Genomic DNA, 21,550 nt, shown 5'->3' with positions numbered 1-21,550 from the left:
CATGGCACCCATCCTTGATATCAACAAACTCTATAAGAATTACGGTGCGACCGAGATTCTGAAGGACATCAACATCTCGATCGAGCCGGGCGATTTCCTGGTGCTCGTCGGCCCCTCGGGCTGCGGCAAGTCCACCCTGCTGAACTGCATTGCCGGGTTGGAGGAGATCACTGGCGGCACCCTGTCCATTGGGGGCAATGACATGACCCATGTCAGCCCCAAGGACCGCGACATCGCGATGGTGTTCCAGTCCTACGCTTTGTACCCGACCATGACCGTGGCCAAGAACATCACCTTTGGCATGAAAGTGCGCGGGGTCGATCAGGCGACGCAGGATGCCAAGCTGAAAGAGGTCGCCCAACTGTTGCAGATCGAACCTCTGCTGAACCGCCGCCCCAGCCAATTATCGGGCGGTCAGCGTCAGCGTGTGGCAATGGGTCGGGCGCTGGTGCGCGATCCCAAGCTGTTCCTGTTCGATGAACCGCTATCCAACCTCGACGCCAAGCTGCGGGTCGAGATGCGGACCGAGATCAAGAAGCTGCACCAAACGCTGGATGCCTCGATCGTTTACGTGACCCATGACCAGATCGAGGCGATGACACTGGCGACCAAGATCGTCGTGCTGAAAGGTGGAGTCGTTCAGCAGATCGGCACACCGGCCGAGATCTATAACAACCCGGCCAACCTGTTTGTTGCTGACTTCATGGGCTCGCCCGCGATGAACCTGATTCCGGCGCAGGCGCATAAGAACGGAGCGGGGACCCAGATCGCCATCGCGCGCGACAGTGGTGAGACACTGGTGCTGAACGACGCCCGCGATCTGGCGCTTCCCAAGGATGTCATCCTGGGCCTGCGTCCCGAAGACATCGCCGAAGCCGGGTTCCGCGCCGGCGATGGGGTGCAAGAGGCTGAATGTCTGGTCGACATGGTCGAACCCGCAGGGGCCGACACCTATGTGGTCTCGGAGCTGGGCGGCAAGCAGGTCACGGCGCGTTTGCACGCTGAAACCAGCGCGCAGGCGGGCAAGATGCTGAATCTGGCCTTCGACATGAGCAAAGTGTCTTACTTTGCTCAGGAAACCGGTGAACGCCTGAACTAAACGCACAGCGCCGCGCGACCAAAAGGTTGCGCGGCGCTGCTTGCATTTTTGAAGACGCTCAACCGACTTTGTTCAGGTCCTTGATCAACCGGTTCAGATCGCCACCACGGGCATCCAGCATCGCACCAATCTCGGTCCGTTCGGTCAGCAGCATGTTCACCCCTTCGATGAACATGTTGAAGAACCGGTCTCGGCCCGATTTGTCGGATACAAGGAAAGTCACCTCAAACGGGGACGAGCCCTGCAGCTTGACCGAGGTGCGTACTTCGTACCCAGCCTTGATTTTGCGGGCGTTGCGAACTGTAACCTGGCCGCCAATGAATTCACGGAAGCGGCGGCCATATTTGTTCGAGATATAGCCCTGAAAGGCTTTGGTGAATTGTCGCAACTGCGCCGGGCTGGCCGAGCGGCCATCGGCACCCAGTACGTAACGCGCCATGATTGGCACGTCGGCATATTGGGTAAAGATCTTCTCGAAATCGCGGATCATCGCGTTTTCGGATTTGCCCGAAGCGATCACGCGGTTGATGTCATCCACCACGCTGACCACCAGCGCCTTCGCGCTGGCCTCGGTCTGGGCGTAGGCGGGCAGGGCGGTCATCAGCGCCCCGGCCAGGCCGGTGGCGACGAAACCGCGTCGGTTCATCAGATTACTCGGCATAGGGGTCCTCGTAAGGGTCAAGATAGGGGTCCCTGACCGGGTCGGTCCCGGTTACGGAATAGGGGTCGTCATACAGGCCCAGATAGGCGTCTTCGTCATCACGCGCCAGTTCAAAACGGCGGTTTTGCAGGTAGATGGTTTGTGCCTGCGCATAGCTGTCGGCACTTTCATACAGAATCGAGTCCACCGTGTCCGAGAACCGGCCTCGATCGCCCATGCGGCGCACCACCTCGGCATAAACACCGATATTGTCGACCGGGCGCACCGGGGAAAAGTTGATCGGGTTCGAGAACAGGTTGAACACAACACCAATCGCATCACGCTGGGTCGAGGGACCATAGAACGGCAATTCGACGTAGGCGCCTTCGCCCACGCCCCAGACATGCAGGGTCTCGCCGAAATCAGTATCGACAGGCGGCAGGTTCAGCTCGTCTGCGGGTTTGGACAACCCGGCCCCGCCTACAGTGCTGTTGATGGCAAAGCGCAGCAATGCGTTGCCCGACTGTTTCAGGTTGCCCTGCAACAGATAGTCCAGCGCCTGTCCCGGCAAGGTCAGGTTCTCGGCGAAATTGCTGAAGCTGGTCACGACCGGATCGGGGAAGATTTTCACATAGCCTTTTGACGCGGGTCGGAACAGAAAGCGGTCAACGCCGAGGTTAAAGTCGTGAATACCCCGATTGGTCTTTTCATAGGGGTCAAAGACCTCTCCGGGAGGGGCGTCAGCAGGCGGGCGCGTGGCGCAGGCACCAAGAGTTGCCACCAGGGACACAAGGATCAGAGGCTTCAAGCTGACTTTGCTCAACACGGTCTTTGCCACTCCAACACGTCAGGAATGAATATGCCTGGACGTTCAATCAATACTATCTTCGACCGCAACAAGCGGCGCAATTCAATGTCACATAGGTGTTTCTCAAATAGATTGAAACACTCAGCGTGTAACCCGGACAAGTGGTCAACGTAAAGTGACCCAACTTCAACAGTCCCGAATAAGAGAAGTTATGCTTACTGCGCGGGCAACCGTAAAACTGCCGGTTTCATGCTTTTCGATCCGCGCTATCCCGGTTAGCGTCCGTCCGAGTCGAATTTAGGTGAGGAGTATCACATGAGCATCGCAGCCAAACTGGACAGCCTAGGCGTCACCCTGCCGGACGCACCTGCGCCTGCCGCCAACTATGTGCCCTTCGTGCGCGTGGGCAATATCGTCTATGTCTCGGGCCAGATCTCGAACGACGGCACGATGATCACCGGCAAGCTGGGCGACGACATGGATGTCGAAGCGGGTGCCGCGGCGGCTAAGGTCTGTGCAATCAACCTGCTGGCGCAGGTCAAGGCGGCCTGTGGTGGCGATATCGACAAGCTGGTACGTGTGATCAAGCTGACCGGGTTCGTGAACTCGACCGCAGATTTCACCGCGCAGCCGCAAGTGATCAACGGGGCCTCGGATTTTCTGGTCGAGGCGCTGGGCGAAGCGGGCCGTCACTCGCGCTCGGCTGTCAGTGCCGCTGCGTTGCCGCTGGGTGTAGCGGTTGAGATCGAAGGCATCTTCGAGGTCGCATGATACCCGCCCTACCTGATGTGCTATTGCGGACCCCGATTGCGCATCGAGCCCTGCATGACCTCTCGGACAACCGCCCGGAAAACAGCCGGGCGGCCATTCGCGCTGCAGTCGAGGCCGGTTACGGGATCGAGATCGACCTGCAACGCAGCCGCGATAACCGGGCCATGGTATTTCATGACTACGACATGACACGGCTGACCGGCCGATCCGGTCCGATCCAGCAGATCACGGCGGATGAGGCGCAAGCCACGCGGCTTTTGCACGGCGAGGACGGCATTCCGACCTTCGACGAGGTGTTGCAGATCGTTTCGGGCAAGGTTCCGTTGTTGATCGAGCTGAAGGATCAGGATGGGGCGATGGGCCCTAATGTCGGCCCGCTCGAGGCAGATACGGTGCGCGCGTTGCAAGGCTATGACGGGCCTGTGGCGCTGATGTCGTTCAACCCCAACTCGGTCGCTGAACTGGCACGGCTGGCACCGAATATGCCGCGTGGGATCACCACCTGTTCCTACCAGCCCGAAGTCGAGCATTTGCCGCATGCGGTTTGTGACCACCTGCGCGACATCCCCGATTTCGATCGGGTGGGGGCCGGCTTTATCAGCCATGAGGCCGCAGACTTGTCGCGCCCCCGCGTGGCTGCGCTGAAGGCGCAGGGCGTGCCGATCCTGTGCTGGACCATCCGCTCGCCCGAACAAGAGGCAGAGGCCCGCAAGGTTGCCGATAATGTGACCTTTGAAGGGTATTTGGCCGCCCGCCCGGGTTGAACCCCACCCCATCCGTCACAGATAAAGACAAGACGCGGAGGGCACATGGATCAGGCGCAAATCGAGGTTCGGGTACTGGGGTCGCTCTCGCAAATCCCTGCGGCAGAGTGGGACAGCTGTGCCTGCCCCGAGGTGGGCGATGGTGGTCGTCCAATGGACCCGTTTACCACGCATCGGTTTTTGTTGGCGCTGGAAAATAGCGGCTCGGTCGGGCGGGGCACGGGTTGGCAGCCGCAATATCTGACCGCTTATCTGGACGGGATGCTGATCGGGGCGGCACCGATGTACGCCAAGTCGCATTCTCAGGGCGAGTATATCTTTGACCACAACTGGGCTCATGCCTACGAAAATGCGGGTGGGCGCTATTACCCCAAGCTGCAAATCGCAGTGCCGTTCACACCCGCCACGGGGCGCCGGTTTCTGGTACGGCCCGGCTATGAGGGCGTTGGTCTGTCGGCATTGGTGCAGGGTGCGGTGCAACTGGCGGCGGATAATCAGGTCTCATCCATCCACGCGACCTTCTGTACCGAGGCCGAGGCCGAAGCGGGTGAAGAAATGGGTCTGATGGTGCGCCATTCGCAGCAGTTTCACTGGCTGAATGATGGCTACTCGGAATTCGACGGGTTTCTGGCGGCGCTCTCGTCGCGCAAACGCAAGAATATCCGCAAGGAGCGCGCGCAGGCCTGCGGGTTTGGTGGAGAAATCCGCACGCTCACCGGTGACGACTTGCGGCCCGAACATTGGGACGCGTTCTGGCGGTTCTATCAGGACACCGGCTCGCGCAAATGGGGGATGCCATACCTGACACGACAATTCTTTGACATTGCCCATGAAACCATGGCCGACGACATGGCGCTGGTTCTGGCCGAGCGTGACAGATACCCGATTGCCGGCGCGTTGAACTTCATCGGACGCGAAACGCTTTATGGCCGCTATTGGGGTTGTGTCGAGCACCATGCGTGCCTGCATTTCGAACTGTGCTATTATAGGGCGATCGACTTCGCCATCGCGCAGGGTTTGTCTCGGGTCGAGGCCGGGGCGCAGGGGGAACACAAGCTGGCCCGCGGTTATCTGCCAACGCGCACGCACAGCCTACACTGGGTCAACGACCCTGGCTTTGCGGACGCGATCCGAAAATATCTGGACGCCGAGGCCCACGCAGTGGGAGAAGAGATCGAGATTCTGACGGATTACGGCCCGTTCAGAAAAGCGAACCCGGAGGAACAGCAATGACCGAACTTTTGTCGACCGAAACGCGCGGCCCCCTTCTGGACCCGTTGTTTCAAACCGGTTGGACCATGGTTGAAGGCCGGGATGCGATCACCAAGACCTTCACGTTCAAGAATTTTGTCCAGGCCTTCGGCTGGATGACCCAAGTGGCCATCTTTGCTGAGAAATGGAACCATCACCCCGAATGGTTCAATGTCTACAACAGGGTCGAGGTGACACTGTCCACCCATGATGTGGGCGGCTTGTCGGCGCTGGACGCCAAACTGGCCCGCAAGATGGACAGTCTGGTTTAACCCCGGTCGCTTGCCGAGCCGACGCCACCCGCCAGCGAGGCGGCAACGCCCATTTGACGGAACTCATCCGGCGTGACGGTGCCGCTGCTGACGTCGATATTGCCGGGGATGCGCGTCGTGCGCAGGCCGTTCGACCGCACCGACCGCGCCGCCGGGTCAATATACAGACAGCGCGTATCATAGCAGGTCATCCCGCTGGTATTGATCTGAATCCGTTGCTGGCCGTCTGGTCCTGTCACAATCGGCGCCTGCGGCACGTCGCAAGCCGCTAGCAGACCCAGAACACCCAGCGATATCCATTTGTTCATCATACGCTCCTGTCGGGTTCGGGCGGCCCTAGTCCAACTGGCCGTTCCCGTCTTTGTCGGCAGACGTGAAGTCGTCGTTCATCTGCGCATCGAACTCTGACCGAGAGATAATGTTATCCTGATTGCGGTCAACGCTTTGGAATTGCTTTATGTCCAGAAAGGGCTTGGCTTCGTCTAACCCCAGAGTGCCGTTCTTGTCTTCGTCCATCGCCTGAAACGCATAGTCGGAAAAAGCGTTGAACTCATCCTTTGACAGAAATCCATCGTTGTTGGCGTCGATGGCTTTCAATTCATTCTCATGCAGCTCTGCTACCGTTTCGGCCGCAACGGTCCCAGCCAAAAGGGTCAGGCCAAGTGTCAAAATCCCAAGTTTCATGATGTCCCCCTCAGCACGCGAATTTCTGACCTTCGATCCCGCCGACGGCAGCCCCTGCTGCTGTCAGGATCGTCTTGCCGGACCCGCCGCCAAACTGATTGCCGATGACGCCACCCAATAGCGCGCCGCCGACCGTGCCGCTGAGGCAGGCGATCTCATGTTGGCGGGCGGCTTGTTGTTGTGGTGTGGGGGCCGGGCCGCACGCGGCCAGTGCGCCTGCTATGCCCAGACATAGGGTAATGGACTTGAGCTTCATAAAAGGACTCCCTGAACAACTAGGCCGAGTATTTGCCGTTCAGGGGTATCTATCAAGTTAAATAGGGCAAAGGCCCCGACAGAACCGGGGCCAAACCGGATCAGATGACGTCCAAAAGACCCTCACCAGCCGAGATTTCGCACGCGCCGGGGCTTTCTTCCAGGTTCAGCGCGGTGACTTTGCCATCCTCGACCAGCATCGCATAGCGTTTCGAGCGCGCGATCAGCCCGGCCGGCGGAGCGTCGAAATCCATGCCGATGGCCTTGGTGAATTCGGACGCGGCATCTGCCAGCATGGTCAGGCCCGCATCTGACGCGCCGGTGGCCTCGCCCCAGGCTTTCATCACGAAGGGGTCGTTGACCGACAGGCAGATGATTTCGTCCACGCCTTTGGCATCGAACTGATCCTTGGTGCGCATGAAGCTGGGCACATGGGCCGAATGGCAGGTGGGCGTGAACGCGCCGGGGACGGCAAATATCACCACTTTGCGCCCGTTTGTTTTATCGGAAATCCGGACCTCCTCGGGGCCTTCCGCACCGATCTGGGTCAGTGTGGCGTCGGGCAGCGTATCACCTGTTGAAATCATTTTTGTGCTCCTGTCGTTTGGATTTGCAGAGTCGGGCTTAGCCGCAATATAGGTGGTCGCGTGGAGGAGACCACGGGAATTCGACAGGGTGAGGGGAAGATGAGCCATATTGTCGTGATCGGTGCCGGGCAGGCGGGTGCATCGCTGGTGGCGCGGCTGCGCAAAGACGGGTTTGACGGGGACATCACCCTGATCGGGGCCGAGCCGCATCTGCCTTATCAGCGCCCGCCCCTGTCCAAGGCTTATTTGCTGGGCGAGATGGAGCTGGAGCGCCTGTTCCTGCGCCCCGAGAGCTTTTATGCCGAGAACAACATCACCCTGCGTCTGGGTCAGCGTGTGACCGCGATTGATCCGCAAGCCAAGACCGTGTGGCTGGGTGATGAAGTCATTTCCTATGACGAACTGGCCCTGACCACCGGGTCTGACCCCCGCCGCTTGCCTGCCTCGATTGGTGGCGATCTGGCAGGCGTGCATGTGGTGCGGGATTTGGCCCATATCGACGAGATGGAGCCGCGCGTGACCGACGGCGCCCGCGCGCTGATCGTGGGCGGTGGCTATATCGGGCTCGAGGCGGCTGCGGTTTGCGCCAAGCGCGGCGTCAATGTGACTTTGGTCGAGATGGCAGACCGAATCCTGCAACGGGTCGCTGCACCTGAGACCAGCGATTATTTCCGCGCGCTGCATTCCGGATACGGTGCCGATATCCGTGAAGGCGTCGGGCTGGACCGTCTGCTGGGCGAGGATGGCAAGGTGGTGGGCGCGGTTCTGACCGATGGCACCGAGATTGCCGTTGATTTCGTTGTGGTTGGTGTGGGCATCGCGCCCGCGACCCAACTGGCAGAGATGGCTGGGCTGGAGCTGGAGAACGGTATCAAGACCGACGCCCATGGCCGCACATCCAATCCGTCGATTTGGGCGGCAGGCGATTGTGCGTCTTTCCCGCATGGCGAAGGGCGCATTCGTTTGGAAAGCGTGCCCAACGCCATTGATCAGGCCGAGATCGTGGCCCAGAACATGCTGGGCGCGGCCAAGGATTACACTGCAACACCGTGGTTCTGGTCCGACCAGTATGACGTCAAGCTGCAGATCGCGGGTCTGAACACGGGCTATGACCGCGTCGTGACCCGGCAAGGTGAGGGCGCAACCGTGTCCTTCTGGTACTACAAAGGCGATCAACTGATTGCGGTGGACGCGATGAACGACCCTCGTGCTTATATGGTCGGCAAACGCCTGATCGACGCGGGCAAGACCGCTGATCCCGCCGTGGTAGCCGACCCGACTGCGGACCTGAAACCGCTGCTCAAAGCGTGAGGATTATCGCCGGAGATTTCCGAGGCCGAGCCCTGGCCTCGGTCGGCAAAGGCGATTCGGGGGCGCATCTGCGGCCTACCACGGACCGGGTGCGCGAAAGTCTGTTCAACGTCCTCAGCCATCAGATTAATTTTGACGGGCTGCGCGTGCTGGACGTGTTTGCTGGCACTGGTGCGCTGGGGCTTGAGGCACTGTCGCGTGGTGCTTCCCATGTGACCTTCGTGGATGACGGGCGCGTGGCGCAGGGTCTGATCCGAAAGAATATCGAGCTGACCCGCAGCGCAGACCGCACTCACTTAATCCGACGCGACGCGACCCGGCTGGGTGAAAACACCGACGCGGCTTATGATTTGATCTTCCTCGACCCGCCCTATGGCAAGTCGATGGGCCAGAAGGCCATCGCGGCTCTGACCCAAGGGTGGATCGCGGACGACGCGCTGATTGTGTGGGAGGAGAACGCGCCGATGCAACCGCCCGAGGGGTTCACCCTGCAAGACGCCCGCAAATACGGCGACACGCATATCACTCTGATGTGGAAGGACCGCGCCGATGCATGATCTGGTCATCTTCGATTGTGACGGCGTTCTGGTGGACAGCGAAAGGCTGACCAATCAGGTTCTGGTCGACAACCTTGCACGTTACGATCTGCATGTGTCGTTGTCGGAATGCATGTCTCTGTTCGTAGGCGGCACCATGAGCGGCGTCCACCAGCAGGCGCGCAGCCTTGGGGCGGACCTGCCCGACGACTGGGTGGAGCAAATCTATACCGAGGTCTACGCCGCCTTGCGCGCCGGAACGCCTCTGGTGCCCGGTGTTCGGGTCGTGTTGGAGCGTTTGGATGCCGCCGGTGTTCCCTATTGCGTGGCCTCGAATGGCCGCCCAGAGAAAATGCAGATCACGCTGGGTCAGAACGGGCTTTGGGATCGATTCAAGGACGTCATGTTCTCGGCCCAGGTAATGGGGACTGCGAAGCCGGACCCGACCCTGTTTCTGACCGCAGCGCAGCATTTTGGTGCTGTCCGCCCGGTTGTCATCGAAGACAGCGAAAATGGCGTCACTGCTGCGATCCGGGCCGAGATGCGCTGTCTGGCTTATGCCGCCCATGATGACGGCGCGGGATTGTCCGCCTTGGGCGCCGAGGTGTTCACGCAGATGTCACAACTGCCCGAGCTTTTGGGACTCTGATCGCCAAACATGCTAGGCTTGCCGCATGGATCGCGCATTACTCCCATTGTTCTGGGCACCCAAGCAGGATGCTGCCACAGACTCAGCCACCGGCCCCGAGCGTAAACCGCTGCGCGCGCCGGTTTTCATCCATGACGCCGTCATCCCGTGGCGGGACGAGACCCTGTTGCTGAAGCTTCTGCGCGATCAGGCCAAAGATCAGGACGAATAGGTCGGGTGGAACATATCACCCGGCGACAGGGTGAAAATCTCAACCCCGTTTGCCGTCACGCCAACCGAATGTTCGAACTGCGCCGACAGAGACTTGTCGCGGGTCACAGCTGTCCAGTCATCGGCCAGCGTCTTGGTCTCTGGGCGGCCCAGATTGACCATGGGTTCGATGGTGAAAAACATGCCTTCTTCCAGCACAGCGCCGGTGCCGGGGCGGCCGTAATGCAGCACGTTGGGCGGTGCGTGGAACACACGTCCCAAACCGTGACCACAGAAATCGCGTACAACGCTCATGCGGTGTGCCTCGACATAGGCCTGAATAGCGTGGCCGATATCACCGAAAGTGTTGCCGGGTTTAACCATCTCGATCCCCTTGAACAGGGCATCATGGGTCACTTGGATCAGACGCTCAGCCTTGCGGGGCAGTTTTCCGGCCACATACATGCGCGAGGTGTCGCCGAACCAGCCATCCACGATGACCGTGACGTCGATATTCAGGATATCGCCCTCTTTCAACCGCTTGTCACCGGGAATGCCGTGGCAGACCACGTGATTGACGCTGATACAGCTGGCGTGCTGATAGCCCTTGTAGCCGATGGTTGCCGAGGTCGCGCCCGCGTCTTCGACCATCTGAGTGATCAGCCCGTCAATCGCGCCTGTGGTTTGGCCGGGAAAGACATGCGGAGCGATGTCATCCAATATCCGCGCAGCCAAGGCCCCTGCCGCGTGCATCCCGGCAAAGTCACCCTGTTCGTAAATGCGGATACCGTCCTTGGTCAGACGGCCACGATGTTCTTTCATCGGTGCGAGGCTCCAAATGTTTCGCGCAGCGCTCCTTTTACGCTGCTTGTGCAGAAAGTACCAGAGGGCGTCCGGTCGCGGCGGGATCGATGGTTCAGATGAGGCGCAAAGCCTGGAAATTCAACCTTCAGTATGGGTTATGATCTTAAATCATGGCGTGTCAAAAGTAAATTTGCGCGCGATCTTGTGATCTGCGCAAGTGCAGAAAGCCGGTACAGACATGTGTGGCGCGTAAAGGATGGTGAATATGAAAAAGGGTCTGATCCTTGCAGTTTTGACCCTTGTGGGATGTCGGGAAGAGGTTCAGACGCTGTCCGCGACCGATGTGGCCGCGCTTTTGGCGCAGGATCGTAGGATCACATTCGAACGGTTTCACATCTCGGGCTCGGCGCGGATTGGCCGCGATGGCCAGTTCGCGGTGCTGGTGCCTCGGCTAGGGCAAGACACAGGCGCGTGGTGGCTGGAAGGCGATGCAATATGCAGTCAATGGGCCGCGTTCCGGCAGGGGGCAAAGCTGTGCGCGACGGTGGGCCGGACAGAAAGCGGTGGTTATCAGGCGTTCAGCCCCGACACGGGGTCTTATCTGGGCGACTTCCAAATTCTTGACTAAGGGCGACCGTCGACGTGCCAGATCTTGTCGGTGTCGACCCAGACCCCTTCGGGCGTGATCGTGGTACCGCAGATCAGCCGCTCGACCCCTTGTGCGGCCTCGAACGCGGCTGCATAGGCGGGGTCGATATCGGCAGCCAGAGCAAAGCGGTCGCAGTCGGTGCGTTGCACCAGATACAGCATGATCGCCCGGTGGCCTTGCGCTGCCGTTGCAGCCAGCTCTCCCAGATGTTTGGTGCCGCGCGCGGTCACGCTGTCGGGAAATTCGGCCAGACCGGGTTGGCGGGACAGGGTGACACTTTTGACCTCGACATAGGCATCGGGCAGGCCGGGTTGGGTCAGCAAAAAGTCGATGCGGCTGTTTTCGCCGTACTTGACCTCGGGCCGGATGGTTTCATAGGCGGCCAGCGCCGGGATTTCACGCCCTAGTAACGCCGCGCGCAGGGCCTTGTTTGGTAGCGATGTGTCTACCCCGGTAAAATGCCCATTTTCGTGGTCGACCAGCCGCCAGCCATATTTCAGCTTTTTCTTGGGGTCGTCATTGGGCTCCAACCAGATTTTCTGGCCTGGTTCGGCCAGACCCATCATTGAGCCGGGATTGGCGCAATGGGCGGTTACTTCGTGCCCGTCCTCCAGCTTGCAATCGGCCAGAAAGCGTTTGTAGCGGCGGATCAGGCGGGCGGGGACAAGAGGGGTTTCAAATCGCATGGCCTAGGGCCTATACCTGCCCCAACGGTCGATCAAGAGGGGGTATGCGCCATGGCCAATCCAACCGCTGCAATGCTGGTGATCGGAGATGAAATCCTGTCGGGCCGCACGCGCGATGCCAATATGCACTATCTAGCGGGTGAGCTGACCAAGCAGGGCATCGACCTGAAAGAGGTGCGTATCGTCAGCGATGACGCCCCGGCGATTGAAGCCGCCGTTAAGGCGCTGTCCCAAGCGCATGACCATGTGTTCACCAGCGGTGGTATCGGGCCGACCCATGACGACATCACCGCCGATTGCATCGCGCGCGCCTTTGACGCGGCCATTGATATCCGTGCCGACGCGCGCGCTTTGCTTGAAGCGCACTACAAGAATTCCGGGTTGGAGTTGAACCCGGCCCGCCTGCGCATGGCGCGCATCCCGGATGGGGCCACGCTGATCGACAACCCGGTCTCGACCGCACCGGGGTTCACGATTGCGAATGTGCATGTCATGGCCGGGGTCCCTTCGGTCTTTCAGGCGATGGTGGCCAGTGTGCTGCCCGGCCTGACCGGCGGCAGCCCGCTTTTGTCGCAGACCCTGCGCGTGCATCGGGGCGAGGGCGATATCGCGGGGCCGCTGGCAGCGTTGGCTGCGGATTTTCCCGATCTGGCCATTGGCAGCTATCCGTTTCAGATCAACGGGGCCTTTGGCGCGAATATCGTGGTGCGCGGTACCGACGGGGCGCAAGTTGATGCAGCGGTCACACGGTTGGCGAAAGAGTTCGAGCTTTGACCGATTGGGCCAACATCGTCGATGGCACATGGCCCGCCGCGCAGTACACGAAGCAGGGCCCATTCCAATTGCGCCAAGGGCAGGGCGGTGGATCACGCGTGTCGGCGGCCAGCGCGCGAGGACCCGCGACCGAAGCACAGATCGACGCTGCCGAAGCCGCGATGCTGGCGATGGGGCAGAAAAGCATCTTTTGCCTGCGACCGGGGGATGAGGCGCTGGATCAGCAGCTCTCGGACCGAGGGTACGACGTGCTGGACCCGGTCAACATCTACACCTGCCCCGTGTCGCATCTGACCGACATCCCTGTTCCGCGGGTGACTGCCTTTGCCATTTGGGACCCGCTGGCCATCATGGTCGAGATCTGGGCCAATGGCGGCATCGGCCCAGAACGGCTTGCGGTCATGGAACGCGCGCCGGGGCCGAAAACTGGCCTGCTGATGCGCCGCGTGGATAAACCGGCCGGGACGGCGTTTGTCGCTATCCACGACGGTGTCGCCATGGTCCACGCGCTGGAAATCCTGCCGGAACACCGCCGTCACGGGCTGGGTCAATGGGCGATGCGAGCGGCGGCCTTCTGGGCGCAAGAACAGGGGGCGCGTACGCTCAGTGTGATTTGCACCAAGGTCAATGATGGGGCCAATGGTCTCTATCATGCGCTGGGGATGGAGATCGCCGGAGAATACCATTACCGTCAGCTTATCTAAGGAGAAAAACCTGACGTGACCGATCCCTCTCTGCCGACTGCATTGAACCTGCCGATGGTCGATCCCCTACCAGCGGAAACCCAGCGGTATTTCGATATCTGTGTGGAGAAGCTGGGCTTTGTGCCCAATGTGTTGCGGGCCTATGCCTTTGACATCGACAAGCTGAACGCCTTTACCACCATGTACAACGATCTGATGCTGGCCGAAAGCGGCGTCACCAAGCTGGAACGTGAGATGATTGCGGTTGTCGTCTCGGCCATCAACAAGTGCTTTTATTGCCTTGTGGCGCATGGAGCGGCGGTGCGGCAGATGTCGGGTGATCCGCAACTGGGTGAGATGTTGGCGATGAACTATCGCATCGCTCCACTGGAAGCGCGGCAACGGGCGATGCTGGATTTCGCGGCCAAGATGACCCATGCCAGCGCTGAGATTGAAGAACCGGACCGCCAAAACCTGCGTGATGCGGGTTTCAGCGACCGTGATATCTGGGACATTGTCAATGTGGCCGGCTTTTTCAACATGTCGAACCGGGTCGCCAGCGCCACGGCGATGGTGCCAAACGACGCCTATTTCGCGCAGGCCCGATGATCCTGCGCGCCGGCCTGATATCGCTATGTCTGGCTGGTTCTGCGTTGGCGCAGGATGTGGCCTTGCCGTCGGGTTCGCGACTGGTCAGCGAACGAGTCAGTCCGCTGGACAGCTATGACTTGCCCACCGGCGGATTCGCGACTGGCAAAGTCCCTGCCCTCACAGTCGAGGGCCGCGTCGAGCGCCTGACATGGCGCCTGCAATCAGGGTCCAGCACCACGTTGCAGCTATTGGCCCCACTGCGTCAACAGATCATGGATCAGGGCTTTGACATCATCTTCGAATGCGACGCGATCACCTGCGGCGGTTTCGACTTCCGTTTTGGAACCGAGGTCGTGCCCACCCCGGATATGTACGTGGCCATTCAGGACTATCGCTTTCTCTCGGCCACCCGTGGGGATGAGGCGCTGAGCCTGCTGGTCAGCCGCAATCCGCCCGACGGATATGTGCAGATGATCCGTGTCACGCCCGTGGACGCGCCCGAACCGCCGCCTCTGGTCGTTGAGGAAACGGTGAAGCAGACAGACGGGCTACTGGACGCACTGGAACAGAATGGCCACGTTATCCTTGAAGACCTGCATTTCAGAACCGGTGAGATCACGCTGGGCGAAGGCCCGTTTCCTTCGCTGGCGCTGATCGCGTCTTATATGGCCGACAATCCCAACGTCCGATTGGCGCTGGTGGGCAATACCGACGATACGGGTACGCTCGAGGCGAACATTTCGGTCAGTACGGGGCGTGCGCAGGCTGTGCGCGTGCGGTTGATCGAACAGCACGGCGTTGCCGGAAACCGTCTTGAGGCGCGCGGCATTGGCTATCTGGCCCCCATGACCTCAAATGCCACGCCCGAGGGCCGCGACCAGAACCGCCGGGTTGAGGCGGTTCTGCTGGTGAACTGACCTGCCTACATCACCCACCAAAGATAAAGCGGCAGGCCAACGGTGATGTTGAACGGGAAGGACACGCCCAGAGACAGGGTCAGGTAAATCCCGGATTCCGCCTTGGGCAGGGCGATTTTCATGGCCGCAGGCACCGCTATATATGAGGCCGAGGCGGACAAAACCATCAGCAGGAACAGGCTGCCTTCGGACAGACCGATCAGCGCGCCCACGACCCAGGCCATCATCGCGCCAATCAGGGGCATCAGGACCCCAAAGGCGAACAGGCCGACCGACAGCTTGTCGCGGTTGCTCAGCAGGCTGCGCCCAGCCGACAGACCCATATCCAGCAGGAACAGGCACAAAATCCCGGTAAATGGCGTCACGATGAAGGGCGCAATCATCTGCATCCCCTGACCACCGGTGATAGCCCCGATCAGGAACGCCCCGGTCAGCAGAACGATGGAGCCGTTGGCCAGCAGGTCACGCCACAACCCGTCATCCTTGACGCCATTGCCATTGGACCGGTGCGCCAACCACAGCGCGGACAGAATGGCCGGAACCTCCATCGCGGCGGCGACGGCCACCATGAACCCGTCATGACTAAGTCCTACAAGGTCCAACAGGCTGGTCGCGGTTACGAAGGTCACGATCGAGATCGAGCCGTAATGCCCTGCAACCGCGGCTGCGTTCAGGCTGTCCAACCGTGTCATCACTCGCAACAGCCCGAAAGCGACGAAGGGGATGGCAAAGGACAGCGCCACCCCGCCCAGAAGCGTCAGGAATAGGTCCATGTGGATTCCATGCTCGGCCAGGTTGCTGCCGCCTTTGAACCCGATGGCAAGAAGCAGGTAGAGCGACATGAACTTGGCCGCGCCCGCCGGGATGGACAGATCGCTGCGCACAAACGCGGCCACGAGTCCCAAAGCGAAAAACAAAATGGTAGGCACCAGCAGATTGCTGGACAGAGTTTCTAGGACGCTGGGCATTTACGGCTCCTTTTCCGGCGGTCCGGGGCCTAGTGCCTTGCAGAATTGAGTCATCCCAATATTATCTTTCTAACAAATAAATAGTTTGAGGCTATGTAATGCGTCCCACCCTGCGCCAGCTGGAATATATCGTCACGGTCAGTCGCTTGGGGCGGTTCGGGCTGGCTGCTGACGTTCTGAACGTCAGTCAGCCCAGCCTCTCGGCGCAAATTGCGACGGTAGAACAAGAGCTTGGCCTACGCATATTTGAACGAGATCGGGGCGGGGTGCAGGTCACAGCGCGGGGCGAGGAGTTCATTGCCCGCGCCCAGAAAATCCTGGCCGAGGTGCAGGACCTTCGTCACGCGATGACCAACGACACCCCTGTCGGTGGACGACTGCGGTTGGGCGTACTGCCGTCGATTGGGCCCTACCTGTTGCCGCAAGTCATCAAGACGGTGCACCAGGAACGGCCCGGATTGCGCATCGTCGTGCGCGAAGAAAACACTCGAGATCTTGAGCAAGGGCTGAAATCCGGCCGGTTCGACATGATCATTTCAACCCCCGAAGATCACCCCAATACGCTGCAACAACGCCTGTTCAACGAAACGCTCTGGATCGGGGTGGCCGTGGACGACGTACTGGCGCGCGATCTGCATGGGGTCACAGCCGAGGATTTGCGCGACCGTCTGATCCTGACCTTGGACCAAAGCCACCGCCTCTCTCGGATCGTCTATGCGCTGGCGGCGGAATGCGGAGGGGTGGTATCCGATGAATATGAGGGCACGACACTGGATTCGATCGTGCTAATGGCAGCCTCGGGGGTGGGGGCTGCGGTTTTGCCCGATCTCTATGCAAGGCGGCAGGGTATTTACCGAGACGAGGTGCGTCTGCGCCCTTTGACGATCCCCAACGCCAACCGCGATATCGCGCTGTTGTCGCGGCGCGGGGAAGCCGCCCTGCCCGGACAAAACATCCTGATCCAATCCCTGCGCACCGTTGCCAAGGGCATGGGGCTGTCGGTCTTCATGGAATAAAAAAAGACCCGCACAATTGTGTGCGGGCCGTTCAGTCTTCACCGGGGAGAAATTACCAATCCATCGGGCCCTTGTCGTTGAAGGACTCGACCAGAAAATCAATGAATGCGCGCACCTTGGGCTGTGTGAAACGGCCCGGAGGGTACACTGCATAGACGCCCTGCAACTCATCAGGCAGCGACGGCATCGCGTCCAGAACCTTGCCGCTTTTCAGCGCGTCAGCGTACAGATAGCTGGGCAGATGCGCGATCCCAAGGCCCGAGATCGCTGCGTTCAGCAGGGACTGCCCGTCATTCACGCTCAGCCAGCCGGCGGTACGGACCTGACGCTTTTCGCCCGATGGCGCGGTCAGTTTCCACACGTTGCCGGAAGATTGGCTGGAGTAATGCAGCAGCTTGTGCTCGTTCAGATCGTCGATCTTTTGGGGGCGGCCATATTTGTCGATGTAACTGGGGGCCGCGACCATCCGTTTCACGGTTTCGGTCAGTTTGCGGGCGCGCAGGGTGCTGTCTTCCAACTCACCAATACGCACGGCCACGTCGAACCCTTCCGAGATCAGCTCAACATACCGGTTGTTCAGCACCATGTTCACGGTGATATCGGGATAGGCTGACAGGAATTCTGACAGGACCGGAGACAGATGATTCACGCCAAAATCCGTGGCCACACTGATGCGCAACAGGCCCGAAGGCGCGGATTGCATCGACGTCACCAGCGCATCAGCCTCACCTGCGTCATTCAGCACACGGCGCGCGCGGTCATAGTAGGCCAAACCGATTTCCGTAGGCGACACGCGTCGCGTTGTGCGGTTCAAAAGACGGGCGCCCAGACGCGCCTCGAGGCTCGAGACGTGCTTGGACACGGCCGATTTGGAGATGCCCATTTTCTTGGCCGCATCTGTGAAGCCACCTTGGTCCACCACATTGGCAAAGGCTTCCATTTCGGTCAGTCTGTCCATACTCGTACCCCAAGTCTTGGTTCGTTGACTGACCTTGGCGCTCAATCTGGGCGGAAACTGGGCAGACATGGGATAATATCAGGGATTTAATCTGGATCGTTTGCGGATAGGAAACGTGGAAACGGTGGTTTCTAAATTCGCCACAAACCCGAAAACTATGGGGTTTTACCGGCAGCATTACACATATGTTAATCTGAGGATGGCAAATTTGTGACCGTTGAACGTGTCACCAAAGCCATTTTTTCGTTGCGGCGCAGGCCCGGCGCGAACCGGGCCCGATGCCTCAAAAAGTCGCCGCCAGACGTGTGCCTTGATTAATTGCGCGTTTGGCGTCCAACTCTGCCGCCACATCCGCCCCGCCGATCACGTGCGGAGTTATACCGCGTTCGATCAGCGCATCCGCGAGGCTGCGTTCGGAAACCTGACCCGAGCATAGAACAATCGTGTCCGCTGCAATCACGGTTGGGTCGGCGCGCTCTTCGCCAAAGCTGACATGTAGGCCGTCATCGTCGATGCGTTCATAGTTCACACCGCCGACGAAATTGACGTCTTTCATCTTCAGCGTGGCGCGGTGAATCCAGCCGGTTGTTTTACCCAGACCCTTGCCATGCGCCTGTTTCTTGCGCTGCAACAGCGTAACGTCGCGCGCGGGTGCCGCCGGTTGGGGGCCCTCGGGGGCAAGGCCCGAGCGATGCTCGGCCGGGTCGGTGACGCCCCATTCCTTCATCCATGCAGGCAGGTCAGTGGTAATGCTGTGGCCGTCCTCCAGCAGGAATTCGGACACGTCGAACCCGATACCACCCGCGCCAATCACGGCGACGGATTTGCCGACCTCGGCCTTGTGGCGCAGCACGTCGATATAGTCGATGACATTTTCCCGATCCTGCCCCGGAATCTGCGGATCGCGCGGGGTGACGCCTGTGGCAATGACCACCTCGTCAAAGCCGGTCAGGTCGTCAGCCGTTACCTCGCGGTTCAGTTCAACCTTCACGCCCAGATCGGCTATCATGGTGCGGAACCAGTCGACCAGCCCCCAGAACTCTTCCTTGCCGGGCACCTGTTTGGCCATGTTCAGCTGGCCACCGATCTCAGATGCGCGGTCAAATAGAGTCACGTCATGGCCGCGCTGGGCGGCGGTCATGGCAGTGGACAGACCCGCAGGGCCCGCGCCAACGATGGCCACGGTTTTTGGTGTGTCGGCCTTGCCAATCACCAACTCGGTCTCGTGGCAGGCGCGCGGGTTCACCAGACACGAGGTCAGCTTGCCGCCGAATGTGTGGTCCAGACAGGCTTGGTTACAGGCAATACAGGGCGCGATCTGTGCCGATTTGCCGTCCATCGCCTTGGCGACGAAATCCGCATCCGCCAGCATCGGGCGCGCCAGTGACACCATGTCGGCGCAGCCGGTGGACAGAACCTCTTCGGCGACTTCGGGCGTGTTGATCCGGTTCGAGGTAATCACCGGAATGCTCACCTTGCCCATCAGCTTTTTTGTCACCCATGCAAAGGCCGCGCGCGGAACGGATGTGGCGATGGTCGGAATCCGCGCCTCATGCCAGCCGATGCCGGTGTTGATGATCGTGGCACCCGCTTCTTCAACCCGTTTCGCCAGTTCGACCACCTCATCATGGGTCGAGCCGTTGGGGACCAGATCAATCATCGACAGGCGGTAGATGATGATGAAATCACGGCCCACGGCTTCACGCGTGCGGCGCACGATCTCAATCGGCAGGCGCATCCGGTTCTCATACGAGCCGCCCCAGCGATCTTCGCGCTTGTTGGTGTGGGTTACGAGGAACTGGTTAATGAAATAGCCTTCCGATCCCATGATTTCGACCCCGTCATAGCCCGCCTTTTGGGCCAGCTTGGCGGCGTTGACGATGTCGCTGATCTGTTTCTCGATCCCGTCTTCGTCCAGCTCATTGGGCGGGAAGGGTGAGATTGGCGATTTCACCGGGCTGGGCGCCACGCATTTGGGGCCATAAGCATAGCGACCCGCATGCAGGATCTGCATGGCGATCTTGCCGCCTGCCTCATGCACGCGCTGGGTCACGATGGAGTGGTTTTCGACGTCCTTCTCGGTGGTCATCATCGACGCGCCGGGCAGGACCGAGCCTTCGAGGTTCGGGCCAATCCCGCCCGTCACCATCAGCCCAACTTCGCCGCGGGCACGGTCAGCATAGAATTCTGCCACGCGGTTCCAGTCGCCGGTCTCTTCCAGACCGGTATGCATCGAGCCCATCAGGACCCGGTTTTTCAGAGTGGTAAAGCCCAGATCCAGCGGGGCCAGCATGTTTGGGTACGCAGTCATGGTAACTCTCCCTCCCGAATTCTTTGTCGTTAGATTGACGTTTGCGTCAACATTGTCACGCGAAACCTTGCGTCACGGTCTTTGCTGTCCTGACGGCACTTGATACAGACAAGGCGTGACAGGAAAAAGAGGCCGCACATGACCCCCGATGAAATCGCCAAACTGCCCTATCGGCCCTGCGTCGGGCTGATGCTGATGAATGCCGAGGGTCATATCTTTGTCGGCCAGCGCAATGACCGACACGCCGATGCCTGGCAGATGCCGCAGGGTGGGGTAGACAAAGGCGAAGACCCGCGCGACGCCGCCCTGCGCGAGTTGTGGGAAGAGACGGGTGTGACCGCTGATCTGGTCGAGGTCGTGGCTGAAACCCCCGGCTGGCTGCCCTATGATCTGCCCCATGACATCGTGCCCAAGATTTGGAAAGGCCGCTATCGCGGGCAAGAGCAGAAATGGTTCCTGCTGCGTTTCACCGGTCGCGACGACCAGATCAATATCGAAACCGATCATCCTGAGTTCACCCGCTGGAAATGGCAGGAGCCCTCACGCTTGGTTGAAGAAATCGTACCCTTCAAGCGCGAGGTCTATGAGCAGGTGATAGACGCATTTGCGGATTATCTGAGCTAAAACTATTCGGCAAACCCGTGCGGTTTGAAGCGCACATGCGCGTTCTGACCGGCCGGGTCCAGATCGTAAAGGTCAGGTTTCGATTGCAGGTAACGGCGCCAGGTTTTCTCGGGGTGGGTACTAATTTGGACCCCATGTTGCCGGTGCATTTTAGCCCCCAGAATGGTCAGGCGTATGCCTATCCCATTCTTGCTGTTTGCAGCGATGATCCCGCGAATTTGGCAATCCATATCTTCGTCGGGCGGGGCTGGAGGTGTTTCAGGTTCCAGGGGTTTCAATTCGAAGAACTGACCAGAGGAGGCGCGGGTGCTTTCAGGGGTTTTAGCCTCACCTGTACCGATTGTGGTCACGCCAAGCTCGCGCAATTTACGGTGCAGGTGAACGAAATCTCCGTCAGAGCTGGCGATGACGATGACATCCATATCCTGTCTTAGGGCCAAATCCATTGCGTCGATGGCCATCAACAGATCGGTTGCGTTCTTCCCGCTGCCGCTATGGACAGGGTGATAGGCGCTGGCCTCGTGCCAGGACGAGTTGCGCCTTGCATTCATGTAAACCCGTGCCACGTCGACTCGACCAGCCTGAAGCCCGATCTTTCGGATGGCGTCTCTGTGATCGGCGCTGAGGTTGTCGCCATCGACCAATACGGCAACTCGCTTTGTCATCTTTCCTTGAAATTCCTTGTTTCAATCTGATTTTGATAGAACCGTATTGGGGCGAAACTTGGGCGCATCTTGTATCCCCTCACCCTGC

The 21,550-nt window shown here is 59.8% G+C and carries 28 protein-coding genes; 16 read left to right on the top strand and 12 right to left on the bottom strand.

Translation table 11 applies throughout. The features are described from left to right. The first annotated feature begins 1 nt into the window (after position 1). Positions 2-1,099 carry an ABC transporter ATP-binding protein gene (locus tag AC2FJ6_RS10510; RefSeq protein ID WP_170772880.1) on the top strand — a complete coding sequence of 366 codons (1,098 nt, stop codon included), beginning with the start codon at positions 2-4 and terminating at the stop codon, positions 1,097-1,099. 58 nt (positions 1,100-1,157) lie between these two features. Here AC2FJ6_RS10510 and AC2FJ6_RS10505 read toward each other — a convergent pair whose 3' ends face one another. Together AC2FJ6_RS10505 and AC2FJ6_RS10500 are read right to left on the bottom strand one after the other, a co-directional pair. Further along, on the bottom strand, positions 1,158-1,760 hold the full coding sequence (locus tag AC2FJ6_RS10505; protein ID WP_170772878.1) for an MlaC/ttg2D family ABC transporter substrate-binding protein: 603 nt from the start codon (positions 1,758-1,760) through the stop codon (positions 1,158-1,160). Then, complete coding sequence (locus AC2FJ6_RS10500) at positions 1,750-2,562, bottom strand: MlaA family lipoprotein (RefSeq protein ID WP_237215815.1); 813 nt, start codon at positions 2,560-2,562, stop codon at positions 1,750-1,752. Before AC2FJ6_RS10500 ends, AC2FJ6_RS10505 begins: the two co-directional genes overlap by 11 nt. A gap of 300 nt (positions 2,563-2,862) precedes the next feature. Here AC2FJ6_RS10500 and AC2FJ6_RS10495 point away from each other — a divergent pair, with 300 nt between their 5' ends. The 4 genes from AC2FJ6_RS10495 to AC2FJ6_RS10480 are packed head-to-tail and all read left to right on the top strand — an operon-like array spanning position 2,863 to position 5,605. Further along, on the top strand, positions 2,863-3,318 hold the full coding sequence (locus tag AC2FJ6_RS10495) for a RidA family protein (RefSeq protein WP_170772876.1): 456 nt from the start codon (positions 2,863-2,865) through the stop codon (positions 3,316-3,318). Continuing rightward, complete coding sequence (locus AC2FJ6_RS10490) at positions 3,315-4,082, top strand: glycerophosphodiester phosphodiesterase family protein (RefSeq protein ID WP_170772875.1); 768 nt, start codon at positions 3,315-3,317, stop codon at positions 4,080-4,082. The genes AC2FJ6_RS10495 and AC2FJ6_RS10490 overlap by 4 nt, the downstream gene beginning before the upstream one ends. A 45-nt stretch (positions 4,083-4,127) precedes the next feature. Then, a complete protein-coding gene (locus tag AC2FJ6_RS10485; RefSeq protein WP_496668936.1) occupies positions 4,128-5,315 on the top strand; it encodes a GNAT family N-acetyltransferase in 1,188 nt (395 codons plus the stop codon). Continuing rightward, complete coding sequence (locus AC2FJ6_RS10480) at positions 5,312-5,605, top strand: 4a-hydroxytetrahydrobiopterin dehydratase (protein WP_170785182.1); 294 nt, start codon at positions 5,312-5,314, stop codon at positions 5,603-5,605. Before AC2FJ6_RS10485 ends, AC2FJ6_RS10480 begins: the two co-directional genes overlap by 4 nt. Here AC2FJ6_RS10480 and AC2FJ6_RS10475 read toward each other — a convergent pair. From AC2FJ6_RS10475 to AC2FJ6_RS10460, 4 genes are all read right to left on the bottom strand, one after another. Then, positions 5,602-5,913, bottom strand: a complete 312-nt coding sequence (locus AC2FJ6_RS10475; RefSeq protein ID WP_170772872.1) for a hypothetical protein — start codon at positions 5,911-5,913, stop codon at positions 5,602-5,604. The genes AC2FJ6_RS10480 and AC2FJ6_RS10475 overlap by 4 nt on opposite strands. 28 nt (positions 5,914-5,941) lie before the next feature. Then, a complete protein-coding gene (locus tag AC2FJ6_RS10470; RefSeq protein ID WP_170772871.1) occupies positions 5,942-6,289 on the bottom strand; it encodes an EF-hand domain-containing protein in 348 nt (115 codons plus the stop codon). A 10-nt stretch (positions 6,290-6,299) separates the two neighbouring features. Further along, on the bottom strand, positions 6,300-6,545 hold the full coding sequence (locus tag AC2FJ6_RS10465; RefSeq protein ID WP_496668934.1) for a glycine zipper 2TM domain-containing protein: 246 nt from the start codon (positions 6,543-6,545) through the stop codon (positions 6,300-6,302). Positions 6,546-6,645: 100 nt separating this feature from the next. Continuing rightward, positions 6,646-7,131: a peroxiredoxin gene (locus tag AC2FJ6_RS10460; protein WP_170755218.1), complete on the bottom strand. Its 486-nt coding sequence runs from the start codon at positions 7,129-7,131 to the stop codon at positions 6,646-6,648. A 99-nt stretch (positions 7,132-7,230) separates the two neighbouring features. On the opposite strand from AC2FJ6_RS10460, the gene AC2FJ6_RS10455 reads away from it, so the two are divergent. From AC2FJ6_RS10455 to AC2FJ6_RS10440, 4 genes are read left to right on the top strand one after another with little or no spacing between them, the layout of a single operon-like run. Beyond that, on the top strand, positions 7,231-8,442 hold the full coding sequence (locus AC2FJ6_RS10455) for an NAD(P)/FAD-dependent oxidoreductase (protein WP_480876100.1): 1,212 nt from the start codon (positions 7,231-7,233) through the stop codon (positions 8,440-8,442). Beyond that, a complete protein-coding gene (gene rsmD / locus AC2FJ6_RS10450; RefSeq protein WP_496668932.1) occupies positions 8,439-8,999 on the top strand; it encodes a 16S rRNA (guanine(966)-N(2))-methyltransferase RsmD in 561 nt (186 codons plus the stop codon). Before AC2FJ6_RS10455 ends, rsmD begins: the two co-directional genes overlap by 4 nt. Next, positions 8,992-9,627 (top strand): HAD family hydrolase, encoded by a 636-nt coding sequence (locus tag AC2FJ6_RS10445; protein WP_170772866.1) that lies wholly within the window; start codon positions 8,992-8,994, stop codon positions 9,625-9,627. Before rsmD ends, AC2FJ6_RS10445 begins: the two co-directional genes overlap by 8 nt. Before the next feature lie 25 nt (positions 9,628-9,652). Beyond that, positions 9,653-9,838: a hypothetical protein gene (locus AC2FJ6_RS10440; RefSeq protein WP_170772864.1), complete on the top strand. Its 186-nt coding sequence runs from the start codon at positions 9,653-9,655 to the stop codon at positions 9,836-9,838. Here AC2FJ6_RS10440 and map read toward each other — a convergent pair. Further along, entirely contained in the window at positions 9,826-10,638 is an 813-nt protein-coding gene (map, locus tag AC2FJ6_RS10435; RefSeq protein WP_170772862.1) for a type I methionyl aminopeptidase, read from the bottom strand. The two genes, AC2FJ6_RS10440 and map, sit on opposite strands and share 13 nt — an antisense overlap. A 247-nt stretch (positions 10,639-10,885) precedes the next feature. Here map and AC2FJ6_RS10430 point away from each other — a divergent pair, with 247 nt between their 5' ends. Next, positions 10,886-11,248 carry a hypothetical protein gene (locus AC2FJ6_RS10430; protein ID WP_170772859.1) on the top strand — a complete coding sequence of 121 codons (363 nt, stop codon included), beginning with the start codon at positions 10,886-10,888 and terminating at the stop codon, positions 11,246-11,248. Here the strand turns inward: AC2FJ6_RS10430 and sfsA are convergent. Continuing rightward, positions 11,245-11,955, bottom strand: a complete 711-nt coding sequence (gene sfsA / locus AC2FJ6_RS10425; protein WP_170772857.1) for a DNA/RNA nuclease SfsA — start codon at positions 11,953-11,955, stop codon at positions 11,245-11,247. The genes AC2FJ6_RS10430 and sfsA overlap by 4 nt on opposite strands. Positions 11,956-12,006: 51 nt before the next feature. On the opposite strand from sfsA, the gene AC2FJ6_RS10420 reads away from it, so the two are divergent. From AC2FJ6_RS10420 to AC2FJ6_RS10405, 4 genes are read left to right on the top strand one after another with little or no spacing between them, the layout of a single operon-like run. Continuing rightward, positions 12,007-12,729, top strand: a complete 723-nt coding sequence (locus AC2FJ6_RS10420) for a competence/damage-inducible protein A (protein WP_170772855.1) — start codon at positions 12,007-12,009, stop codon at positions 12,727-12,729. Then, positions 12,726-13,433, top strand: a complete 708-nt coding sequence (locus AC2FJ6_RS10415; RefSeq protein WP_496668930.1) for a GNAT family N-acetyltransferase — start codon at positions 12,726-12,728, stop codon at positions 13,431-13,433. Before AC2FJ6_RS10420 ends, AC2FJ6_RS10415 begins: the two co-directional genes overlap by 4 nt. A 15-nt stretch (positions 13,434-13,448) precedes the next feature. Beyond that, the gene (locus AC2FJ6_RS10410) at positions 13,449-14,021 is read left to right on the top strand and encodes a peroxidase-related enzyme (protein WP_170772851.1); all 573 of its coding nucleotides are present in this window, start codon (positions 13,449-13,451) and stop codon (positions 14,019-14,021) included. Next, complete coding sequence (locus AC2FJ6_RS10405; RefSeq protein ID WP_170772849.1) at positions 14,018-14,920, top strand: OmpA family protein; 903 nt, start codon at positions 14,018-14,020, stop codon at positions 14,918-14,920. The genes AC2FJ6_RS10410 and AC2FJ6_RS10405 overlap by 4 nt, the downstream gene beginning before the upstream one ends. Before the next feature lie 5 nt (positions 14,921-14,925). Here AC2FJ6_RS10405 and AC2FJ6_RS10400 read toward each other — a convergent pair whose 3' ends face one another. Continuing rightward, the gene (locus AC2FJ6_RS10400; protein WP_496668928.1) at positions 14,926-15,888 is read right to left on the bottom strand and encodes a sodium-dependent bicarbonate transport family permease; all 963 of its coding nucleotides are present in this window, start codon (positions 15,886-15,888) and stop codon (positions 14,926-14,928) included. 98 nt (positions 15,889-15,986) lie between these two features. Between AC2FJ6_RS10400 and AC2FJ6_RS10395 the strand changes: the two genes are divergently transcribed. Then, positions 15,987-16,904, top strand: coding sequence for a hydrogen peroxide-inducible genes activator (locus AC2FJ6_RS10395; protein WP_170772845.1), 918 nt, complete (start codon positions 15,987-15,989; stop codon positions 16,902-16,904). Positions 16,905-16,956: 52 nt separating this feature from the next. Here the strand turns inward: AC2FJ6_RS10395 and AC2FJ6_RS10390 are convergent, their stop codons facing one another. Together AC2FJ6_RS10390 and AC2FJ6_RS10385 are read right to left on the bottom strand one after the other, a co-directional pair. Next, positions 16,957-17,862, bottom strand: a complete 906-nt coding sequence (locus AC2FJ6_RS10390; RefSeq protein WP_170772843.1) for a LysR family transcriptional regulator — start codon at positions 17,860-17,862, stop codon at positions 16,957-16,959. A 283-nt stretch (positions 17,863-18,145) separates the two neighbouring features. Next, entirely contained in the window at positions 18,146-20,173 is a 2,028-nt protein-coding gene (locus AC2FJ6_RS10385; RefSeq protein ID WP_170772841.1) for an NADPH-dependent 2,4-dienoyl-CoA reductase, read from the bottom strand. A gap of 138 nt (positions 20,174-20,311) precedes the next feature. Here AC2FJ6_RS10385 and AC2FJ6_RS10380 point away from each other — a divergent pair, with 138 nt between their 5' ends. Beyond that, positions 20,312-20,797, top strand: a complete 486-nt coding sequence (locus AC2FJ6_RS10380) for an RNA pyrophosphohydrolase (protein WP_170772839.1) — start codon at positions 20,312-20,314, stop codon at positions 20,795-20,797. A 2-nt stretch (positions 20,798-20,799) separates the two neighbouring features. Here the strand turns inward: AC2FJ6_RS10380 and AC2FJ6_RS10375 are convergent, their stop codons facing one another. After that, positions 20,800-21,462 carry an NYN domain-containing protein gene (locus tag AC2FJ6_RS10375; RefSeq protein WP_170772837.1) on the bottom strand — a complete coding sequence of 221 codons (663 nt, stop codon included), beginning with the start codon at positions 21,460-21,462 and terminating at the stop codon, positions 20,800-20,802. Positions 21,463-21,550: the final 88 nt, after the last annotated feature.

It is taken from the genome of Ruegeria sp. CDSA089, from assembly GCF_059612205.1.
This window is presented reverse-complemented; position numbering and strand designations above follow the sequence as displayed.

Bases quoted from the DNA above. Each gene is read 5' to 3' on its own strand.
- AC2FJ6_RS10510 (WP_170772880.1), top strand. From the start codon at position 2: ATGGCACCCATCCTTGATATCAACAAACTCTATAAGAATTACGGTGCG.
- AC2FJ6_RS10505 (WP_170772878.1), bottom strand. From the start codon at position 1,760: ATGCCGAGTAATCTGATGAACCGACGCGGTTTCGTCGCCACCGGCCTG.
- AC2FJ6_RS10495 (WP_170772876.1), top strand. From the start codon at position 2,863: ATGAGCATCGCAGCCAAACTGGACAGCCTAGGCGTCACCCTGCCGGAC.
- AC2FJ6_RS10490 (WP_170772875.1), top strand. From the start codon at position 3,315: ATGATACCCGCCCTACCTGATGTGCTATTGCGGACCCCGATTGCGCAT.
- AC2FJ6_RS10485 (WP_496668936.1), top strand. From the start codon at position 4,128: ATGGATCAGGCGCAAATCGAGGTTCGGGTACTGGGGTCGCTCTCGCAA.
- AC2FJ6_RS10480 (WP_170785182.1), top strand. From the start codon at position 5,312: ATGACCGAACTTTTGTCGACCGAAACGCGCGGCCCCCTTCTGGACCCG.
- AC2FJ6_RS10475 (WP_170772872.1), bottom strand. From the start codon at position 5,913: ATGAACAAATGGATATCGCTGGGTGTTCTGGGTCTGCTAGCGGCTTGC.
- AC2FJ6_RS10470 (WP_170772871.1), bottom strand. From the start codon at position 6,289: ATGAAACTTGGGATTTTGACACTTGGCCTGACCCTTTTGGCTGGGACC.
- AC2FJ6_RS10465 (WP_496668934.1), bottom strand. From the start codon at position 6,545: ATGAAGCTCAAGTCCATTACCCTATGTCTGGGCATAGCAGGCGCACTG.
- AC2FJ6_RS10460 (WP_170755218.1), bottom strand. From the start codon at position 7,131: ATGATTTCAACAGGTGATACGCTGCCCGACGCCACACTGACCCAGATC.
- AC2FJ6_RS10455 (WP_480876100.1), top strand. From the start codon at position 7,231: ATGAGCCATATTGTCGTGATCGGTGCCGGGCAGGCGGGTGCATCGCTG.
- AC2FJ6_RS10445 (WP_170772866.1), top strand. From the start codon at position 8,992: ATGCATGATCTGGTCATCTTCGATTGTGACGGCGTTCTGGTGGACAGC.
- AC2FJ6_RS10440 (WP_170772864.1), top strand. From the start codon at position 9,653: ATGGATCGCGCATTACTCCCATTGTTCTGGGCACCCAAGCAGGATGCT.
- map (WP_170772862.1), bottom strand. From the start codon at position 10,638: ATGAAAGAACATCGTGGCCGTCTGACCAAGGACGGTATCCGCATTTAC.
- AC2FJ6_RS10430 (WP_170772859.1), top strand. From the start codon at position 10,886: ATGAAAAAGGGTCTGATCCTTGCAGTTTTGACCCTTGTGGGATGTCGG.
- sfsA (WP_170772857.1), bottom strand. From the start codon at position 11,955: ATGCGATTTGAAACCCCTCTTGTCCCCGCCCGCCTGATCCGCCGCTAC.
- AC2FJ6_RS10420 (WP_170772855.1), top strand. From the start codon at position 12,007: ATGGCCAATCCAACCGCTGCAATGCTGGTGATCGGAGATGAAATCCTG.
- AC2FJ6_RS10405 (WP_170772849.1), top strand. From the start codon at position 14,018: ATGATCCTGCGCGCCGGCCTGATATCGCTATGTCTGGCTGGTTCTGCG.
- AC2FJ6_RS10400 (WP_496668928.1), bottom strand. From the start codon at position 15,888: ATGCCCAGCGTCCTAGAAACTCTGTCCAGCAATCTGCTGGTGCCTACC.
- AC2FJ6_RS10395 (WP_170772845.1), top strand. From the start codon at position 15,987: ATGCGTCCCACCCTGCGCCAGCTGGAATATATCGTCACGGTCAGTCGC.
- AC2FJ6_RS10390 (WP_170772843.1), bottom strand. From the start codon at position 17,862: ATGGACAGACTGACCGAAATGGAAGCCTTTGCCAATGTGGTGGACCAA.
- AC2FJ6_RS10385 (WP_170772841.1), bottom strand. From the start codon at position 20,173: ATGACTGCGTACCCAAACATGCTGGCCCCGCTGGATCTGGGCTTTACC.
- AC2FJ6_RS10380 (WP_170772839.1), top strand. From the start codon at position 20,312: ATGACCCCCGATGAAATCGCCAAACTGCCCTATCGGCCCTGCGTCGGG.
- AC2FJ6_RS10375 (WP_170772837.1), bottom strand. From the start codon at position 21,462: ATGACAAAGCGAGTTGCCGTATTGGTCGATGGCGACAACCTCAGCGCC.